Annotated in this window: 16 protein-coding genes; 2 read left to right on the top strand and 14 right to left on the bottom strand. The window is 72.2% G+C overall.

Going from position 1 to position 18,833, the window contains the following annotated elements:
• Positions 1 to 15 precede the first annotated feature (15 nt).
• The 10 genes from gmk to pyrR form a co-directional block, all read right to left on the bottom strand.
• Positions 16 to 609 (bottom strand): guanylate kinase, encoded by a 594-nt coding sequence (gene gmk, locus ACGFIS_RS08120; protein WP_392902895.1) that lies wholly within the window; start codon positions 607 to 609, stop codon positions 16 to 18.
• A 159-nt stretch (positions 610 to 768) separates the two neighbouring features.
• Positions 769 to 1,095: an integration host factor, actinobacterial type gene (gene mihF / locus ACGFIS_RS08125; RefSeq protein WP_026405770.1), complete on the bottom strand. Its 327-nt coding sequence runs from the start codon at positions 1,093 to 1,095 to the stop codon at positions 769 to 771.
• A 771-nt stretch (positions 1,096 to 1,866) separates the two neighbouring features.
• A complete protein-coding gene (gene pyrF / locus ACGFIS_RS08130) occupies positions 1,867 to 2,568 on the bottom strand; it encodes an orotidine-5'-phosphate decarboxylase (RefSeq protein ID WP_392902713.1) in 702 nt (233 codons plus the stop codon).
• Positions 2,565 to 3,557: a dihydroorotate dehydrogenase gene (locus tag ACGFIS_RS08135; RefSeq protein WP_392902711.1), complete on the bottom strand. Its 993-nt coding sequence runs from the start codon at positions 3,555 to 3,557 to the stop codon at positions 2,565 to 2,567. Before ACGFIS_RS08135 ends, pyrF begins: the two co-directional genes overlap by 4 nt.
• Positions 3,554 to 4,441 carry a dihydroorotate dehydrogenase electron transfer subunit gene (locus ACGFIS_RS08140; RefSeq protein ID WP_392902708.1) on the bottom strand — a complete coding sequence of 296 codons (888 nt, stop codon included), beginning with the start codon at positions 4,439 to 4,441 and terminating at the stop codon, positions 3,554 to 3,556. Before ACGFIS_RS08140 ends, ACGFIS_RS08135 begins: the two co-directional genes overlap by 4 nt.
• A 78-nt stretch (positions 4,442 to 4,519) precedes the next feature.
• Positions 4,520 to 7,903: a carbamoyl-phosphate synthase large subunit gene (gene carB, locus ACGFIS_RS08145; protein WP_392902706.1), complete on the bottom strand. Its 3,384-nt coding sequence runs from the start codon at positions 7,901 to 7,903 to the stop codon at positions 4,520 to 4,522.
• Positions 7,903 to 9,021 (bottom strand): glutamine-hydrolyzing carbamoyl-phosphate synthase small subunit, encoded by a 1,119-nt coding sequence (gene carA, locus ACGFIS_RS08150; protein WP_392902704.1) that lies wholly within the window; start codon positions 9,019 to 9,021, stop codon positions 7,903 to 7,905. Before carA ends, carB begins: the two co-directional genes overlap by 1 nt.
• A complete protein-coding gene (locus ACGFIS_RS08155; protein WP_392902702.1) occupies positions 9,018 to 10,301 on the bottom strand; it encodes a dihydroorotase in 1,284 nt (427 codons plus the stop codon). The genes carA and ACGFIS_RS08155 overlap by 4 nt, the downstream gene beginning before the upstream one ends.
• A 61-nt stretch (positions 10,302 to 10,362) precedes the next feature.
• Entirely contained in the window at positions 10,363 to 11,304 is a 942-nt protein-coding gene (locus ACGFIS_RS08160; RefSeq protein ID WP_392902699.1) for an aspartate carbamoyltransferase catalytic subunit, read from the bottom strand.
• A complete protein-coding gene (gene pyrR, locus ACGFIS_RS08165) occupies positions 11,304 to 11,876 on the bottom strand; it encodes a bifunctional pyr operon transcriptional regulator/uracil phosphoribosyltransferase PyrR (RefSeq protein WP_392902697.1) in 573 nt (190 codons plus the stop codon). The genes ACGFIS_RS08160 and pyrR overlap by 1 nt, the downstream gene beginning before the upstream one ends.
• 445 nt (positions 11,877 to 12,321) lie before the next feature.
• On the opposite strand from pyrR, the gene ACGFIS_RS08170 reads away from it, so the two are divergent.
• Entirely contained in the window at positions 12,322 to 12,816 is a 495-nt protein-coding gene (locus ACGFIS_RS08170) for a transcriptional regulator (protein ID WP_021597992.1), read from the top strand.
• Between the two features lie 81 nt (positions 12,817 to 12,897).
• Here ACGFIS_RS08170 and ACGFIS_RS08175 read toward each other — a convergent pair whose 3' ends face one another.
• Complete coding sequence (locus ACGFIS_RS08175; protein WP_392902694.1) at positions 12,898 to 14,325, bottom strand: MFS transporter; 1,428 nt, start codon at positions 14,323 to 14,325, stop codon at positions 12,898 to 12,900.
• A gap of 106 nt (positions 14,326 to 14,431) precedes the next feature.
• Between ACGFIS_RS08175 and ACGFIS_RS08180 the strand changes: the two genes are divergently transcribed.
• The gene (locus ACGFIS_RS08180) at positions 14,432 to 14,986 is read left to right on the top strand and encodes a hypothetical protein (protein WP_392902691.1); all 555 of its coding nucleotides are present in this window, start codon (positions 14,432 to 14,434) and stop codon (positions 14,984 to 14,986) included.
• Positions 14,987 to 15,012: 26 nt separating this feature from the next.
• Here the strand turns inward: ACGFIS_RS08180 and ACGFIS_RS08185 are convergent, their stop codons facing one another.
• Genes ACGFIS_RS08185 through ACGFIS_RS08195 form a run of 3 tightly spaced genes read right to left on the bottom strand, consistent with a single transcriptional unit; the run spans position 15,013 to position 18,717 of the window.
• On the bottom strand, positions 15,013 to 16,194 hold the full coding sequence (locus ACGFIS_RS08185) for a CoA transferase (protein ID WP_392902689.1): 1,182 nt from the start codon (positions 16,192 to 16,194) through the stop codon (positions 15,013 to 15,015).
• A complete protein-coding gene (locus tag ACGFIS_RS08190) occupies positions 16,191 to 17,276 on the bottom strand; it encodes a Zn-dependent alcohol dehydrogenase (RefSeq protein WP_392902687.1) in 1,086 nt (361 codons plus the stop codon). The genes ACGFIS_RS08185 and ACGFIS_RS08190 overlap by 4 nt, the downstream gene beginning before the upstream one ends.
• Positions 17,277 to 17,298: 22 nt before the next feature.
• On the bottom strand, positions 17,299 to 18,717 hold the full coding sequence (locus ACGFIS_RS08195) for an aldehyde dehydrogenase family protein (RefSeq protein WP_392902684.1): 1,419 nt from the start codon (positions 18,715 to 18,717) through the stop codon (positions 17,299 to 17,301).
• Between the last annotated feature and the right edge of the window lie 116 nt (positions 18,718 to 18,833).

Here is an 18,833-nt window from a genome sequence, read left to right on the forward strand (position 1 = left end):
CCCCTGGATCGCGTGTTAACGAACAACCATCAAGGCTAGCAGCTCATCGCACACGTCCCGGACGGACGTGTTGACGAGCGTGACGTCGAACTCCTTCTCGGCGGCGAGTTCGACGCGGGCGGCCTCGAGGCGGCGCTCGATCACTTCGGCGGGCTCGGTGCCGCGGCCGGTCAGCCTGCGGACGAGCTCCTCCCAGCTGGGCGGCGCGAGGAACACCAGCAGCGCCTCGGCCATGGACCGGCGGACCTGCCGGGCGCCCTGCAGATCGATCTCCAGGAGCACCGGCTCACCGAGGGAGAGCCGCTCCTCGACGGGCCGCCGCGGGGTCCCGTAGCGGTTGCCCGCGAACTCGGCCCATTCGAGGAGCTCCCCCTCGTCGACGAGCCGGTCGAAACCGGCGTCGTCGACGAAGAAGTACTGCACACCGTGGGTTTCACCCGGCCGGGGGGGCCGGGTGGTCACCGAGACCGACAGCCACACCCGGGGGTGTGATCGCCGGATCTCGGCGACGACCGTGCTCTTGCCGACGCCCGACGGCCCGGACAGGACCGTCAGCCGCCGCGCGAGCGGGTCATGCGGCTTGGAGCCGTCCGGCGCGGGATTGGACATTCTCATCCGGCCTGTCCGCGAAGGCGTGGCCTGTGCGGGCCTGCCGGGGATGAGAAGCGTCCTCCGTGTGCGCCGGAGCCGGACGGGATGGAGCCGGATTCGGGTCGCCCCGAGCCGGCCGCGGCGGTCAGACCGCCGCGCCCGCCCGTGAGTCGCGCGTCAGCGGTTCGCACTTCCGCCGAACTCACGCTCCAGGGAGGCGCGCTGGTTCGCACCGAGGCCCCGCACACGGCGGGACTCGGCGATGCCCAGACGCTCCATGATCTGCTTTGCACGGACCTTGCCCACACCGGGCAGCGATTCAAGAAGGGCCGACACCTTCATCTTTCCGATGACGTCGTCGGACTGACCCTCTTTGAGAACCTCGGCGAGCGAGGTTCCCCCGTGCTTGAGCCGGTTCTTAACCTCGGCCCGCTCCTTGCGAGCCTTGGCAGCCTTCTCCAGGGCTGCGGCGCGCTGTTCGGGGGTTAGGGGCGGAAGAGCCACGCCGGGTCACCTCAGGTTTCCACTCGACGGAGTCGGACGGGTTGGGAAACTAGCGAGTTCACCGCCCATTAGGCAACGTGAAGTGCCGTTTAGCCCGCCACAAATTCATGAAAATCACTCCCCGGAGTGTCCTGAATACAGAGTGTACACAACTGCGGGCCCTCATTCGTGCATCACCCTGCCTTGCTGGGACTTTCGCATGATCGTGAAAATCCCCCCTTTCCGACCCCAAATGCGGCACTCGATACCGCTTTGCCGTACGGTCCGCGCCCCCGGCGGGCCGCCGCGCCACGCTCCCGTCCGCCGCGGGCGGACCCCCGCGGCGGCCCGCTGTGAGGTCCCCCACAAATGATCCCGACCGAGTGACACTCGTCACGCCACGCCGTTCCGCACGTCGCGACCGGACCGTTACTGTCATCCTCGACAGCACTCCAGCCCGCCAAGATCGCTCCCACACCGGAGGCCCCCGCCACCGCACCAGCTCCCCCGCCCACCGCCAGGGCGCCGAACCCGCCACCGAACCACCGGACCCGCCGCCGGCCATGAGCCGGAGACGATCCCGGGTGTGAATCGCCGCCCCGCGTGAACGAGTTCGCCCTTCACCACGTATCCCAATGTGGACGAGACCGTCTCCGCATTGGCATGCGACTAAAACCACAAAGTGCGATACCCCGCGCCCCGAGAACACTCAAAACTCACCTCGAAAGCACATCTCGCCACAGCGGCCGCACGCACCATTGAGCACCGCATCCGCTCCCCATGGGATCTCGTTCAGGGAGTCCCGGCCGACTTCCTGCGCAGGGCGGCGGCTATGGCGGCCGCCGCGGCGCCGGGGTCGGGGGCGGCGGTTATGGGGCGTCCGATGACCAGGAGGTCGGCGCCGGCGGCGAGGGCGTCCTCGGGGGTGGCGACGCGGGCCTGGTCCTGGTTGGCGGAGCCGGCGGGGCGGACGCCCGGGGTGATGAGCATGATGTCGGGACCGACCTCGGCGCGGACGGCGGCGGCCTCCTGCGGGGAGCAGACGAGTGCCTGCGCGCCCGCCTCGACGGCCAGGGCGGCCAGCCGGCGGACGGCGTCCGGGGCGGGGCCGGCGAGGCCGAGGGCGGTGAGGTCGGCCTCGCCGAGCGACGTCAGGACGGTTACCGCGGCGATCTTGGTGGCCGGGACCGCCTCGACCGCCGCGCGGATCATGGCGGGGCCGCCCGCGGCGTGCACGGTCAGGTAGGAGGGCTTGAGGCGGGCGACGGCGCGGGCGGCGCCGCGGACGGTCGCGGGGATGTCGTGCAGCTTGAGGTCCAGGAAGACCTGGACGCGGCTGGCGCCCCGGACGCTGGCGACGACGTCCGGCCCGTACCGCAGGTAGAGCTCCAGGCCCACTTTGACGGTGGAGACGTGCGGCGTCACCAGGGTGGCCCAGCGCGCGGCCGTCTCCAGGTCGGGCGCGTCCAGCGCGACGGCGATGGGGGCGGTCACAGCTTCTCCTTCTCGGGCTCTTGCGGGCGCACCTGGGGCGGGACGTACCCGGCGGGCTTGTGCGCGAGGCCGACGGCGTCGGCGAGACGTCCGATGCGTCGGGCCACGAGGGCCTCCTCCAGCTCGCGCAGGACGCGTGGCCCGGCCGTGGGGTCGTGGAAGACGGCGGTTCCGACGGCGACGGCGGAGGCCCCGGCGAGGATGAACTCGAGCGCGTCCAGGCCGGTGGCGACGCCGCCGACGCCGATGATGGGCGTCGTGGGCAGCGCGGAGTGCACCTGGTAGACGCAGCGGACCGCGATGGGCCGGACGGCCGGCCCGGACAGGCCGCCCGACACGCCGGTGAGGGCGGGACGGAGCGTCCGGGGGTCGATCGCCATGGCCTCGATGGTGTTGATGAGGGTGAGGCCGTCGGCGCCCGCGTCGACGCAGGCGAGGGCGATGGTGACGATGTCGGTCACGTCGGGGGCGAGCTTGGCGAAGATGGGGACGCCCGGCCGGGCGTTGTCGCGGACGGCCCGGACGACGGACCTGGCGGCGGCGGGGTGCCAGGCGAACATGCGGCCGCGGTCCTCGACGTTCGGGCAGGCGATGTTGACCTCGATGGCGGCGATGCCCGGGACGTTGCGGAGGCGGCGCCCCAGTTCGCCGTACTCCTCGACGCTGTTGCCGGCGACGGAGACGATCGTGCGGACCTCCTGCTCCATGAGCCACGGGAGGTCGCGTTCCAGGAACGACTCGACGCCTGGGCCGGGGAGGCCCATGGCGGTGAGGAGACCGCTGGGGGTTTCGGTCACGCGGGGTGTGGGGCGGCCCGCGCGCGCTTGGGCCATCACGGACGTGCTGACGAACGCGCCCAGGCGGGAGAGGTCGAAGAACTGGGCGAGCTCACGTCCCGACCCACCGCACCCGGAGGCCGTCATGACGGGATTGGGCAGCTCCAGAGGTCCCAGTGTCGTCCTGACCCGGTCGCTCACCCGGTCGCTCATTGGGAGCCCCCTTCCGAGACGCTCAGGACGCGCGGAGCACCGAGCGCGTCGAACGGGATGGTTCCGAGGTCGCCCCACCGGATGCGGTCGCCGCGCAGGACGGGACCGTCCGCGCAGGCGCGGACCATGCGGGTCACGCCGTCCTCCCCGTGGACGGGCAGCATGCACGTCATGCACACGCCGATTCCGCACGCGCCCGTCCGCTGCAGGAACTCCTCGACCGAGACCTGCGAGGGCAGGCCGAAGTCGCCGGCGACCTGCGTGACCGAGCGGAGCAGGTCCGTGGGCCCGCACCCGTAGACGACGTCGGCACCGGTCTCCTCGATCACGCGGGGCAGGACGTCGCGGACGGTGCCCCTCTCCCCCATCGACCCGTCATCGGTGGCGACGGCGGAGCTGTCACCGATGCGCTGCGCCATGCGGGAGCCGAAGACCTGCCGGGCGGACGGCCCGCCGAGCACGAAGTGCACCCGGCAGCCGCGCCGCAGCAGGGCGTCGGCGAGGGCGAACAGGGCGGCGGCGCCGGGGCCGCCGCCGACGAGCAGGCAGGTCACCGGGTCGCGGGGAAGCCGGAACGGGCGTCCGAGCGGCCCGACGAGGTCGATCTGGTCGCGGGAGCGGCGTCCGGCGAGCCAGGCGGTGCCGGGCTCGGTGTCGGCGAACACCAGCTCGACGGTGCCGCCGTAGTCGGACTTGACCTCGTGCACCCCGAAGCAGCGGCGGATCAGCCGGGACGTGTGCTCGCCGCCGACGGCGAGCGCCACGAACTGGCCGGGCCGGAACCGCTCGGCGATGGCCGGGGCCACCAGCGTCAGCGCGTGGTAGTCCTGCACCTGGCGGACCGTCAGAACCGTCCCCGACGTCTGCACCGGTGTGTCGGACACCCGTCTCCCTCTCCTCGTCGCATGCGCCGGGCGGGCGGGGACGCGGCGTTCCCGCCCGCCCCGCCCGCCCGGCTTCTGTCACTCGGGCGTCATGCTTCCTTCACCGCCCGGTGCGGGCCCGCCGGCGCGCCCGTGGGCGCCGCCGAGCCGCTCGGCGTGCTCCTGGAGGGAGCGGACGCCGACCTGGCCGCCGGCGACGGCCTCGATGCCCTGCACGGCCGCCGCGAGGCCCTGGACGGTCGTCACGCACGGTACGCCCCGCAGCACGGCCGCGGTGCGGATCTCGTAACCGTCGAGCCGCGGCCCGGACTGCCCGGGGCTGCCGAAGGGAGTGTTGACGATGAGGTCGACCTCGCCGTCCAGGACGCGCCGCACGATCGTGGGCTCGCCGGACGGGCCCGGACCCTCGCTGTGCTTGCGCACGATCTTGGCACGCACGCCGTTGCGGCGCAGGACCCCGGCGGTCCCTTCCGTGGCAAGAATCTCAAAGCCCAGGTCAGCGAGGCGCTTGACGGGGAACACCATGTGCCGTTTGTCCCGGTTCGCGACGGAGACGAACGCGCGTCCCTTGGTCGGCAGCGAGCCGTAGGCGGCCTGCTGCGACTTGGCGAAGGCGGTGCCGAACACCTCGTCGATGCCCATGACCTCACCGGTCGAGCGCATCTCGGGGCCGAGGACGGTGTCGACGCCCTGGCCGCGCTCGTTGCGGAACCGGTCGAACGGCAGGACGGCCTCCTTCACGGCGATCGGCGCGTCCGGCGGCAGCGTCCCGCCGTCGCCCGACTCGGGCAGCATCCCCTCGGCCCGCAGTCCGGCGATGGTGGCGCCCATCATGACGCGGGCGGCGGCCTTGGCCAGCGGCACGGCCGTCGCCTTGGACACGAACGGGACGGTGCGGGACGCGCGCGGGTTCGCCTCCAGGACGTACAGGACGCCCGCGGAGAGCGCGTACTGGACGTTCATGAGCCCGCGCACCCCGATGCCGCGTGCGAGCGCCTCCGTCGATTCCCGGATGCGGCGGATGTCGTCGTTCCCGAGGGTGATGGGGGGCAGCGCGCACGCCGAGTCGCCGGAGTGGATACCGGCCTCCTCGATGTGCTCCATGACACCGCCGAGGTACAGGTCCTCACCGTCGTACAGGGCGTCGACGTCGATCTCGATGGCCTCGTCCAGGAAGCGGTCGACCAGGACGGGATGCTCCGCCAGGGCCGCCGCGCCGAGCGTCTCGGCGGCGCGGGTCATGTACGACTCCAGCGTCGCGTCGTCGTACACGATCTCCATGCCGCGGCCGCCGAGGACGTACGAGGGACGGACGAGAACCGGGTAACCGATCTCGTCGGCGATCTCGCGGGCCTCCTCGTAGGACGAGGCGGTGCCGTGCTTGGGCGCGAGCAGCCCCGCCCGGTGCAGGACGCGTCCGAACGCGCCGCGCTCCTCCGCGAGGTGGATGCTCTCGGGCGAGGTGCCCACGATCGGGACACCCGCGTTCTTGAGCTTCTGGGCGAGGCCCAGGGGCGTCTGGCCCCCCAGCTGGACGATGACGCCCGCGACCTCGCCGGACTGCTGTTCCGCGTAGACGACCTCTAGGACGTCCTCCAGGGTGAGTGGCTCGAAGTAGAGCCGGTCGGAGGTGTCGTAGTCGGTGGAGACCGTCTCCGGGTTGCAGTTGACCATCACGGTCTCGTAGCCCGCCTCGGCCAGCGTGAACGACGCGTGGACGCAGGAGTAGTCGAACTCGACGCCCTGGCCTATGCGGTTGGGTCCGCTGCCGAGGATGAGCACCTTGGGCTTGGCACCCGGCGGCACTTCCGTCTCCTCGTCGTAGGCGGAGTAGAGGTACGGGGTCTGCGCCTCGAACTCGGCGGCGCAGGTGTCCACGGTGAGGTAGACGGGGCGGATGCCGAGGGCGTGGCGCAGTTCCCTGACCACTTCCTCGGAGAGGTTCCGCAGTTCGCCGATCTGCGCGTCGGAGAACCCGTGCCGCTTGGCGCGCAGCAGCTTGTCCCTGGTGAGCGCGTCGTCGGCGGTACGGATCTCTTCGGCGACCTCGTTGATCGCCGCGATCTGGTCCAGGAACCAGGGATCGATGCCGGTCGCCTTGTAGAGGTCGTCGATGCCGGCGCCCGCCCAGAGCGCGCGCTGCACGTCCTTGAGCCGCCCATCATGCGGGCGCTTGGCCGACTCGACCAGCTCGGCGGCGTCCGCCGTACCCGCCCAGCTGAACGACGAGCCCTTCTGCTCCAGCGACCGCAGGGCCTTCTGCAGCGCCTCGGTGAAGCAGCGTCCGATGGCCATGGCCTCGCCCACGGACTTCATGTGCGTGGTGAGGGTGCCGTCCGCGCCGGGGAACTTCTCGAACGCGAACCGCGGCACCTTGACCACGACGTAGTCGAGCGTGGGCTCGAACGACGCGGGCGTCTCGCGGGTGATGTCGTTGGGGATCTCGTCCAGCGTGTACCCGATCGCCAGCTTCGCCGCGATCTTGGCGATGGGGAAGCCGGTGGCCTTGGACGCCAGCGCCGACGACCGCGACACCCGCGGGTTCATCTCGATGACGATCATCCGGCCGGTGCCGGGGTGCACGGCGAACTGGATGTTGCAGCCGCCGGTGTCGACGCCGACCTCGCGGATCACCGCGATCGCGACGTCGCGCATGTTCTGGTACTCGCGGTCGGTCAGCGTCAGCGCGGGCGCGACCGTGATCGAGTCGCCGGTGTGCACGCCCATCGGGTCGAGGTTCTCGATCGAGCACACGATCACCACGTTGTCGTGGCGGTCGCGCATGACCTCAAGCTCGTACTCCTTCCAGCCGAGGATCGACTCCTCCAGGAGCACCTCGGTGGTCGGGGACGCGTCGAGGCCCGTGCCGGCGATGCGGCGCAGGTCGTCCTCGTCGTGGGCGAACCCGGAGCCGGCGCCGCCCATCGTGAACGACGGCCGGACGACGAGCGGGTAGCCCAGCTCCCCGGCGGCGGCGAGGCACTCCTCCATCGTGTGGCAGATGAGCGACCGGGCGGACTCGGCGTTCAGGCCCCGCTCCCGCGCGACCTTGGCGACGACCTCCTTGAACTTCTCCCGGTTCTCCCCGGCCTGGATCGCGTCCACGTCGGCGCCGATCAGCTCGACCCCGTACTGGGCGAGGACGCCGCCCTCATAGAGCGCGATGGCGGTGTTCAGGGCCGTCTGGCCGCCGAGCGTGGGCAGCAGCGCGTCCGGCCGCTCCTTCGCGATGATCTTCTCGACGACCTCGGGGGTGATCGGCTCGACATAGGTCGCGTCGGCGAACTCCGGGTCGGTCATGATCGTGGCCGGGTTGCTGTTGACCAGCGTCACCCGCAGGCCCTCGGCCTTCAGCACCCGGCACGCCTGGGTACCGGAGTAGTCGAACTCGCACGCCTGCCCGATGACGATCGGCCCGGAGCCGATGACCAGGACGGACTTCAGATCTTCCCTGCGCGGCATTACTTCGACGCCTCCATCAGTTCGCAGAAACGGTCGAAGAGGCCGGACGCGTCGTGCGGGCCGGCCGCGGCCTCCGGGTGGTACTGGACGCTGAACGCGGGACGCTCCAGCAGTCTCAGTCCTTCCACGCAACCGTCGTTGAGGTTGACATGGGTGACTTCGGCGGGGCCGTAGGGGGTGTCGAACGGGCCGTCCTTGGGGGCGTCCACCGCGAACCCGTGGTTGTGGGCCGAGATGTGGACACCGCCGGTCGCCCGGTCCTGGACGGGCTGGTTGACGCCCCTGTGGCCGAACCGCAGCTTGTACGTCCCGAGCCCGAGCGCGCGCCCGAATATCTGGTTGCCGAAGCAGATGCCGAAGAACGGGGTCCCGGCGTCGAGGACGCCCTTCAGCGCGTCCACCGCGTAGCCGGCCGCGGCGGGGTCGCCGGGGCCGTTGGAGAAGAACACCCCGTCCGGGCCGAGCGCGAGGATCTCCTCGGCCGTGCTGGTCGCCGGCAGGATGTGCACCTCGCAGCCGCGCATGGCCAGCCGGTTCGGCGTCATCGCCTTGATGCCGAGGTCGACGGCGGCGACGGTGAAGCGCCTGCCTCCCTGCGCCTGGACGACGTACGGCTCGGTGGTCGACACGTCCCGCGCGAGGTCGGCGCCCTCCATCGAGGGGCTCCGCCGCACGCGCTCCAGCAGCGCGTCCTCACCGGGCGCGACCGCGGCCGCACCGCTGAAGACGCCCGCGCGCATCGCGCCCCTGTCGCGCAGGTGCCGCGTCAGCGCACGCGTGCCGGGGATGGCGATGCCCACCACGCCCTGCTCGCGCAGCGCGGAACCCAGCGACCCGGTGGCGCGCCAGTTCGACGCCACACGGGCGGGTTCGCGCACCACGTACCCGGCCACCTGGATGCGGCGTGACTCGGGGTCCTCGCCGTTGACGCCGGTGTTGCCTATGTGGGGGGACGTCATGGCCACGATCTGCCGCGCGTACGAAGGGTCGGTCAGGGTCTCCTGGTAACCGGTCATGCCGGTGTTGAAGACCATCTCGCCGAAGGTCTCCCCCACGGCCCCGTACGCGGCGCCGTGGAACACCCTGCCGTCTTCCAGAACGAGTAGAGCAGGGGTCATTGGAGCTTCCCTTCCAGGACGGTCGGCTTGCCTCGCAGGAACGTGGCGACGATCCGCCCGGGCAGCTCCAGTCCCGCGAACGGGGTGTTGCGGCTCTTGGACGTCATGGCCGACGGGTCCACGGAACGGCGCGGCGACGGGTCGTACAGCGTGATGTTGGCGGGCGAGCCCGCCTCGAGCGGACGACCCTGTCCGGAGAGGCGGCCGATGCGGGCGGGACGGGCGGACATCCGGTCGGCGACCCCGGCCCAGTCGAGCAGCCCGGTCTCGACCATGGCCTCCTGGACGACCGGCAGCGCCGTCTCCAGGCCGATCATGCCCATCGCGGCCACCGCCCACTCGGTCTCCTTGGCCTCCACCGGGTGCGGGGCGTGGTCGGTGGCGACGCAGTCGATCGTCCCGTCCGCGAGGGCACCGCGCAGCGCGGCGACGTCGTCGGCGGTGCGCAGCGGCGGGTTGACCTTGAAGATCGGGTCGTAGGACCCGGCGAGCGCGTCGTTCAGCAGCAGGTGATGCGGGGTGACCTCGGCGGTCACCGGGCAGCCCCGGCTCTTGGCCCACCGGATGATCTCCACCGAGCCGGCCGTGGACACGTGGCAGACGTGCAGCCGCGACCCGACGTGCTGGGCGAGCAGCACGTCCCGGGCGATGATCGCCTCCTCGGCGACGGCGGGCCAGCCGCGCAGGCCGAGCGCCGCGGACATCTCTCCCTCGTTCATCTGCGAGCCCTCGGTGAGGCGCGGCTCCTGCGCGTGCTGGGCGACGATCCCGTCGAACGCCTTCACGTACTCCAGTGCCCTGCGCATGATGACCGCGTCGGACACGCAGTGCCCGTCGTCCGAGAAGACCCGTACCCGGGCGGCCGAATCGGCCATGGCGCCCAGTTCCGCGAGCTGTTCCCCGGCGATGCCGCGCGTGACCGCCCCCACGGGCTGGACGTCGCAGTACCCGGCCTCGCGTCCCAGGCGCCACACCTGCTCGACCACACCGGCCGTGTCGGCGACCGGGTCGGTGTTGGCCATCGCGTGGACGGCGGTGTATCCGCCGACCGCGGCGGCCTTCGTCCCGGACTCGACGGTCTCGGCGTCCTCGCGGCCGGGCTCGCGCAGATGGGTGTGCAGGTCCACGAGACCGGGCAGGGCGATGAGCCCTTCGGCTTCGACGGCCTGCGCCCCGGCCGCGTCCAGCCCGGAACCCACCTCGGCGATGACGCCGTCACGGACCAGGATGTCGGCGCCCTCCCCACCGAGAACGCGCACGCCCTTGATTAGAAAACTCATTGGGAGACCTCCTGGCGGATGGCGGGATTCGGAACCGTCGCCGAGGAGCAGGAAGGCCCCGTCATCCCGAGACCTCCTTGCCGATCGCCGCCTCGGAGCCGCCGAGGAGCAGATAGAGGACGGCCATGCGGGCGCTGACGCCGTTGGCGACCTGCTCGACGATGGTGGAGCGGACGGAGTCGGCGACCTCCGCGGCGATCTCGACGCCGCGGTTCATAGGCCCGGGATGCATGACGATGGCGTGGTCGGGCAGTTCCGCCATGCGCTCGGCGTCCAGGCCGTAGCGGCGGCTGTACTCGCGGACGGTCGGGAAGTAGGCGGCGTTCATCCGCTCCTGCTGGACGCGCAGCATCATGATGACGTCGCTCTTGGGGAGCACCCCGTCCAGGTCGTAGGAGACCGAGCACGGCCACGTGCCGATCGCGACCGGCAGCAGCGTCGGCGGCGCGACCACGGTGACGTCGGCGCCGAGCGTGTCGAGCAGCAGGACGTTGGATCGTGCCACCCGGCTGTGCAGGACGTCGCCGACGATCGTGACCTTGCGGCCCTCCAGGTCGCCCAGGCGCTTGCGCATGGTGAAGGCGTCCAGGAGCGCCTGCGTCGGGTGCTCGTGCGTGCCGTCGCCGGCGTTGACGACGCTGCCCTGGACCCAGCCCGCCAACCGGTGCGGGGCGCCCGAGGCGCCGTGCCGGATGACGACGCCGTCCGCGCCCATCGCCTCCAGCGTCAGGGCGGTGTCCTTCAGGCTCTCGCCCTTGGAGACGCTCGACCCCTTGACGGAGAAGTTGATGACGTCCGCGGACAGCCGCTTGGCGGCCGCCTCGAACGAGATGCGGGTGCGGGTGGAGTCCTCGAAGAAGAGGTTGACGACCGTCCGGCCCCGCAGCGTCGGCAGTTTCTTGATGGAGCGCCCCGCGATCTGCGCGAGCTCCTCGGCCGTGTCGAGGACGAGCAGCGCGTCGTCGCGGCTCAGGTCGGCGGCGGAGATCAGATGGCGGTTCATCAGGCACCCCCTGTCGGGCCGAGCGGCACCGGGCCCAGCAGCACCTCGTCGCGCCCGTCGTTCTCGTCCAGCAGGACCTTCACGGTCTCGCGCATCGAGGTGGGCAGGTTCTTGCCCACGTAGTCGGCGCGGATCGGCAGCTCCCGGTGCCCCCGGTCGACGAGCACGGCGAGCTGGACGGCGCGGGGCCGCCCGAGGTCGTTCAGCGCGTCGAGCGCGGCGCGCACCGTCCGCCCGGAGAACAGGACGTCGTCGACCAGGACGACGACCCGGTCGTCGATCCCGTCGGAGGGCAGCTCGGTGCGGCCGAGCGCGCGGGCGGGCCGCATCCGCAGGTCGTCGCGGTACATGGTCACGTCGAGCGAACCCCACGGCACCGGGCGGCCCTCGACCTCGCGCAGCGCCCCCGCCAGCCGCTCGGCCAGCGTCACGCCGCGGGTCTGGATGCCGAGCAGCAGGACGTCGTGCCCGCCCTTGGTCCGCTCAAGGATCTCGTGCGCGATCCGGGTCAGCGCGCGCCTGATGTCGGGTCCCTCCAGAACGGCCTTGGGCCGGGGGTCACCGTCCGCCACGCGCGCCCCGGCAGGCCGTTCCGGCCTGGAGGCAGCATTCACCACCGAACCTCCTTTCCCGCCTCACTGGACGGGCCTTAAAGGACGTCTTGTCGCCCCCACGTTAGCACCAGGCCGAAACCGCCCCGCACTCGGACCGCTCCACGTCTTCGCAGGTGAGAGGGGTCACATTCGATCGGCCGCCGGACCGCGGACCGGCCGTGTGACCGGCCGTTCACGCCCTGCCCACAGGGGTTGCGGACGATCCGGACCGTCCGGATCGAGTCCGGCGGATTCGACCGCTTTTTTCCAATCAGCTTGACCTAGGGCCTTCTCCGTTTTACCGTCACTGTCCGTAACCATCCCTGGGGACGGGTTCCTGTGGCGCAAAAGGTCCCGCAGAACTGTCCCCCTCCGGCGACCGCCGGAGTCCGACGACGACGAAAGTGAGCCTGGGGGCCGCACAATGCCGTCTGAATACGCTAAGGCTCTCGGCGCGCGACTGCGCGCCATCCGCACCCAGCAGGGCCTGTCCCTGCACGGTGTGGAAGAGAAGTCACGTGGCCGCTGGAAGGCCGTCGTCGTGGGTTCGTACGAGCGGGGCGACCGCGCCGTCACCGTTCAGAAGCTGGCCGAGCTCGCCGATTTCTACGGCGTGCCGGTTTCCGAGTTGCTGCCCGGCGGAGCCGCGCCGAGCCCGCTCGGGCCTACACCCAAGCTCGTGATCGATCTAGAGCGGTTGCAGCAGCTTCCGAAAGACAAGGCCGGTCCTCTCGCCCGTTACGCCGCGACGATTCAGAGCCAGCGGGGCGACTACAACGGAAAGGTCCTGTCCATCCGCCAGGAAGACCTGCGTTCACTCGCGGTCATCTACGACAAGTCCCCGACGGAGCTGACCGAAGAGCTCATCGGCTGGGGCGTCCTCGACCCGGAGGCGCGCCGCGCCGTCGAGTCGTTCTGAGAGAACCCGCACCACCGCGACGGGGCCCGGCACCGTGCCGGGCCCCGTCGCGCGTCCAGGCGCCCGGCGGGCCCCGCCCCGCTATCGCTCCGCCCGGGACATCATGAGCGCGGTGCGCGGCTCGTCCGCGAGACGCCGGGCCTCCCCGCCTCGGCGCCCCCGTCGCGGGACGAGGAGGGCGAGGGGGATGACCAGGGCCATGACGGCGGCGCTCATGCCGAACCCCGCGGTGTAGCCGCCGTCCCCGGGGACCGTCACGAGGATGACCGCGCTGATCTGGGGCCCGAGGGAGGCGCCGACCGTCCGGATGAGGGTGTTGATGCCGGTGGCGACGCCCGTCTCGCTCGCGGGGACGGCGGCGACGACGAGGTTCGCGACGGCGGCGTAGGCCAGGCCCAGGCCGATCCCGCGGGCCAGGCCGCCGGCGTAGAGCTGCCACATGGCCTCGTGCTGGGCGGCCACGAACGCGTACCCGAGACCCGTCATCAGCGCGCCGCCGAAAAGGACCATGCGCGACCCGATCCGCCGGTCGAGGAGGCCCGCCGTCATTCCCGCGGCGGTCATGCCGATGCTGGCGGGCAGTTGCAGCATGGCCGCCTGGGTGGCCGTTCCACCGAAACCGTAGCCGGTGCCCTCCGGGAGCTGGACGAGGAGGGGGAACAGAAGCCCGCCCGCCATGAGCGCGTAGCCGGACAGCAGCGACGCGGCGTGCGCCGTCCAGACGCCGCGTGCCCGCATCTGCCGCAGGTCGATGAGAGGTTCGCAGACGCGGCCCTCCACCCACAGCCAGGCGGCGGCCGTCACGAGCGACACGGCGAGCAGGCCGAGGACGCCCGGGGACGTCCAGCCCCACTCGATGCCCTGGGTGAGGGCGGTGAGGGCGGCGGCCAGCCAGGCGGCGAAGAGGAGCGCGCCCCACCAGTCGACGCTGGCGGCCTCCCGGGATTCGGCGCGCGGAACGATCCACCAGGCGAGGACGATCCCGGGCACCAGACCGGCGACCGGCACCCAGAGGAGCCACCTCCAGCCCAGGAAGTCGATGATCGGCCCCGCCAGGCACCAGGAGACGGCGCCGCCGAGCCCCAGCATGGACGACATCAGCCCGACCGCCGAGGCCCTGCGTGCGGCGGGGATGACGTCCCGGATGATCGTGTAGGCCAGCGGGAAGACGCCGCTGCCGACGCCGCCGAGGGTCCGTCCGGCCAGCATGACCGGCACGTCCGGCGCCAGGGCGGCGATGACCATTCCCACGGTGGCGACCGTGAGCACGGTCAGCAGGACGCGCCGCGGCCCGTACAGGTCCCCCAGGCGGCCGACCACCGGCGTGGCGACGGCCGCGGAGAGGGTCATCGCGGTGAGCGCCCACGCGGCGCCGGCGGGCGTCGTGTCCAGGCCCTCCTGGATCTGCGGCAGCGCGGGCGTCACGACGGCCATGGACAGCGAGTAGGCCATCACGCCGAGGAACGCCAGCAGCGGCACCAGCCCCCGCCCGCCCCGCGCCGACACCATGACCTCCCTTAGTTCGCCTGCCTAACAATCTCATACGCCGCCCGGGGGATGCGGCTCACCCGGCGGCGGGAGGCCCCGGCCGGACCCGGCGGGCATGATCGTGTCCATGACGACCGCAACCGCTCCCGAGGACGCCTTCGCCGGCGTAGGCGCCTCCCCCGGGCGCGGCGCCCGCGTCCGCCGCGCCCCCCGCTGGGCTCACCGGGCCGCGCACGCGATCACGCTGCTCGCGCTGCCGTCCGCTCTGTGGCGGCTCGGCCTCGCCATGGGCTTCCACCTCGGCTACACCGACAGCGGCCTCCAGGCGGTGCGCCCGCCCGGGTTCTCGGGGCCCTTCTACCTGATCATGCTCTCCGTGCTCACCGAGGGCGCCGCGCTGCTGGCGCTCGGCCTGGTCCAGCGGTGGGGCGAGGTGATCCCCCGCCGGGTCCCGTTCATCGGCGGCAGGAACATCCCGCCCATAGCGGTCCTGATACCCGCCTGGTTGGGCGTCGCCGTCCTCGCCTTCCTGTGGACGCCGCTACTGGCCTGGTGGGCGATGCCCCATGACGGCATGACGCCGGCCGGCCACACGCTCGTCGGCTTCCTCTACCTTCCCATAGCGGCCTGGGCGCCCCTCCTCGCCGCCCTGGCGGTCTCCTACCGGCGCCGCCGCCGCTGACCCGCCGCCGGGCCTCGGCGTCCCGGTCACGACTCGCCGGTGACGCGGCGGGCGCGGAGGGCCTTCACGCGGTCCGGGGAAAGGGACAGGACGTCCTGGAGGACCTCGTCCGTGTGCTCGCCCAGGGCCGGGGCCGGGACGGGGGGCGGGGACGTCCCGTCGAGGCGCAGCGGGGAGCCCGGGGCCAGATGGGGGCCTATGCCCGGCTGGTCCAGGGCGGCCATGAGGGGTTCGGTGCCCAGGTCCGCGGTCACTTCCGCGAAGTCCCGGTAGCGGGAGCACAGGACGGACGTGTTCTGCAAGGCGTCCTCGACCTGTGCGCAGGTGCGGGACGCGAACCACGGGGCGAGGACGCCGGCGATGGTCTCGCGGTAGGTGTAGCGGTCCGCGGCGCGGCGGAAATCGGCGTCGAGGGCGCGTTCTAGGGCGGCGGTGACCTCGCCGAACCCGGTGGCCTCCACCAGGTCGCGCCAGTGGCGGGGGGTCAGGGTGACGACCATGACGCGGCCGTCGGCGGTGGCGAAGTCGCGGCCGAAGTCGCCGAAGAGGTTGTTGCCGAGCCGGGGGCGGACCCCGCCGAGCTGGGCCTCGGCGAGGTAGCCGAGGTTCCCGGCCGTGGCCAGGGCGACGTCCTGCAGCGCGACGCGGAGGCTCCGGCCCTCGCCCGTGCGCAGGCGGTGCCGTTCGGCGGCGAGCAGGCCGATCGTGAGGTAGAGGCCGCACGCGATGTCCCAGGCGGGAAGTGCGTGGTTGACCGGGCCCGCCTGGCCGGACGGGCCCGTGATGGACGGGAAGCCCATGGCGGCGTTCACCGTGTAGTCGACGGCGTTGCCCCCGTCCCGGCGGCCCTGGAGCTGCACGTGGATGAGGTCGGGACGGGTCTCGCGCAACGCCTCGTAGGTGAGCCCGTCGCGTGGCGGCGCGTTGGTCACGACGGTGCCGCTCTCGGCGACGAGCCCCGCGACCAGTTCGCGGCCCTCCGGGGAGCGCAGGTCGACGGTGACGGACCGCTTGCCCTTGTTGAGCCCGGCCCAGTACAGGCTGCGGCCGGACGGGGCGAGGGGCCAGCGGTCGATGTCGGGGCCGCCGCCGACCTGGTCGACGCGGATCACGTCCGCGCCGAGCTGGGCGAGCGTCATCCCGCCCAGCGGGACGGCGACGAAGCTGGACAGCTCGACCACCCGCATCCCGGCGAGCGGGAGGGTCATCGGGCGACCTCGATGAGGGAGCGGGCGCCGTGCCCGGCCCGCATCCGGTCGAACGCCTCGGCGACGCCGTCCAGTCCGATGCGGTGGGTGACCAGGGTGGACAGGTCGAGCCGTCCCGCCTCGATCTCCTGCACGAGCAGCGGCACGTCCCGGTCGGGATCGGACGATCCGTAGACGGAACTGGTCAGGCGCCGGTTGAAGTGGAACAGCTCCAACGCGTTGAAGGTGGCGGCGTCGTCGCGGGCGCCGACGCCGACGACCGTGCACTGGCCGCCGCGGCGCACCGACTGCCAGGCCGTCCGGATCAGTTCGGCCCTGCCCACGCATTCGAAGGCGTGGTCGGCGCCGCGTCCTTCCGTCAGGGCGCGGACCTGCTTGGCCAGCTTGGGGTCGCCTTCCAGGTAGTGCGTCGCGCCCGCCGCCCTGGCGAGGCCCTCCTTCTCGGTCCCCCGGTCCACGGCGATGATGGTCCCGGCACCGGCGAGGCGCGCGCCCATGACGGTCGACAGCCCGATGCCGCCGAGACCGATGACGAGCACCGACTGCCCCTCACGGACCTGCGCGGTGTTGCGGACGGCGCCGATCCCCGTCAGCACGGCGCATCCGAGCAGCGCCCCCAGGTCGAGCGGGGCGGACGCGGGCAGCGGCACCACCGAGCGTTCCGGGGCGACCAGCTCTTCGGCGAACCCGCCGACGCCCATGCACGCGTAGAGCTCGGCGCCGTCCAGCGTGGCACCGGACGAGGGGCTCACGGCGCCCTCCACGGCGCTGCACAGCCACGGCTCGCCCTGCCCGCAGAACCAGCACTCGCCGCAGGCGGCCGCCCAGTTCAGCACGACGTGGTCGCCGGGCCGCACCTTCGTCACGTCCGCGCCCACCTCGGCGACCGTCCCCGCGGCCTCGTGGCCGAGGACGAGGGGGAACGCCGGCGCGAGCGTGCCGTTGATCATCGACAGATCGGAGTGGCACACCCCGGCCGCCGCCACCCGGACCCGCACGTCCCGGGGGCCGACCGGGGGCAGTTCGATGTCGCGGACCCGCAGCGGAGCGTCCGGCTCGGTGGCGACGACGGCCTTGACCATGGGTGTTCTCCTCGGCTGGGGATCAGAGCTGGATGGTCTTGATCTCGGTGAACTCGTCGAGGCCGAAGCGGCCCATCTCCCGGCCGACGCCGGACTGCTTGTAGCCGCCGAACGGGGCCATCGGGTTGAAGGCGCCGCCGTTGACGTCGATGGAACCCGTCTTCACCTGGCGGGCGAACGCGACGGCCCGGTCCTGGTCGGCCGCCCACACGGCCCCCGCGAGACCGTAGCGGGAGTTGTTCGCGATCTGGAGCGCCTCGTCCTCGTCCCGGAACGGGATGACGGACAGGACCGGCCCGAAGATCTCCTCCTGCGCGACCGTCGCGTCCTGGTCGACATCGGCCAGCACGGTCGCCGAGATGTAGTGGCCGCGGTCGAACCCGTCCGGCGTGGCGGTTCCACCCGTCACGACACGCGCGCCCTCGGAGACGCCGGTGTCGATGAAGCCGCGCACCCGGTCGAGCTGCGCCCCGGACACCATCGGGCCCAGCTTGGTGGACGGGTCGAGCGGGTCCCCCGGGACGAAGCCCTCCGCGAAACCCCGGGCGAGTTCGAGGGCCTGGTCGTAGAGGTCCCGGTGGACGAGCATCCGCGTCCAGGCCGTGCACGTCTGGCCACCGTTGAGGAACGCGTTGGAGACGCCGACCTTCACGGCGGTCTTGACGTCGGCGTCGTCCAGGATGACGTTCGCGGACTTGCCGCCCAGCTCCAGCGCGACCTTCTTGATCGTCCCGGCGGCCAGTTCGGCGACGCGGGAGCCCGCCCGCACCGACCCGGTGAACGACACCATGTCGACCTCGGGGTGGGTGGCGAGGGTCTCGCCGACGACCTGGCCGTATCCGGGGACGAGGTTGACCACGCCGGCGGGCAGCCCGGCCTCGTGGACGGCGTCCAGCAGCTCGTAGGCGACCAGCGGGGCGATCTCACTCGGCTTGATCACGATCGTGCAGCCGGCCGCGAGCGCGGGGGCGAGCTTGCAGGTGATCTGGTGCAGCGGATAGTTCCACGGCGTGATCGCGGCGACGACGCCGGCCGGCTCGCGGACGATCAGGGAGTTGCCGACGCGCTCGTCCGGCACTCCGCCGGCGATCATCTCGGCGTACCCGGCCACCACCGTCCGCGGCAGCCCGGCCTGGATGCGGGTCGCGATGCGCATCGGCGTGCCGACCTCGCTCGCGATCGTCCGCGCGATGGTCTCCTCGCGGCTCGCGAGCGCGTCGTGGAGGCGGCCGAGGAACGCCGAACGCTCCGCGTACGACGTCGCCGACCAGGCGGGCAGCGCGGCCCGGGCGGCCCGGACGGCGCGGTCGACGTCCTCGGCGGTCCCCTCGGGCACGGTGGCGAGGGTCTCCTCGGTCGCGGGGTTCTCGACGGCGATGACCCCGCCGCCCAGCGGGCTGGTCCACGCTCCGTCGATGTAGAGGGCGTCTCGGTCGCGCACAGCGGCTCCTCGCGGTGGATGTCGGCGGATTCTATAGAATATGCACCGCCCGTCCGGCGATGTCGCGCGCCCCCGCCCCGCACCGCGGGGCCGCGCGGTCACCCGACGATATGCTC

Source organism: Spirillospora sp. NPDC048824 (genome assembly GCF_043198455.1).
GTDB lineage: Bacteria > Actinomycetota > Actinomycetes > Streptosporangiales > Streptosporangiaceae > Spirillospora.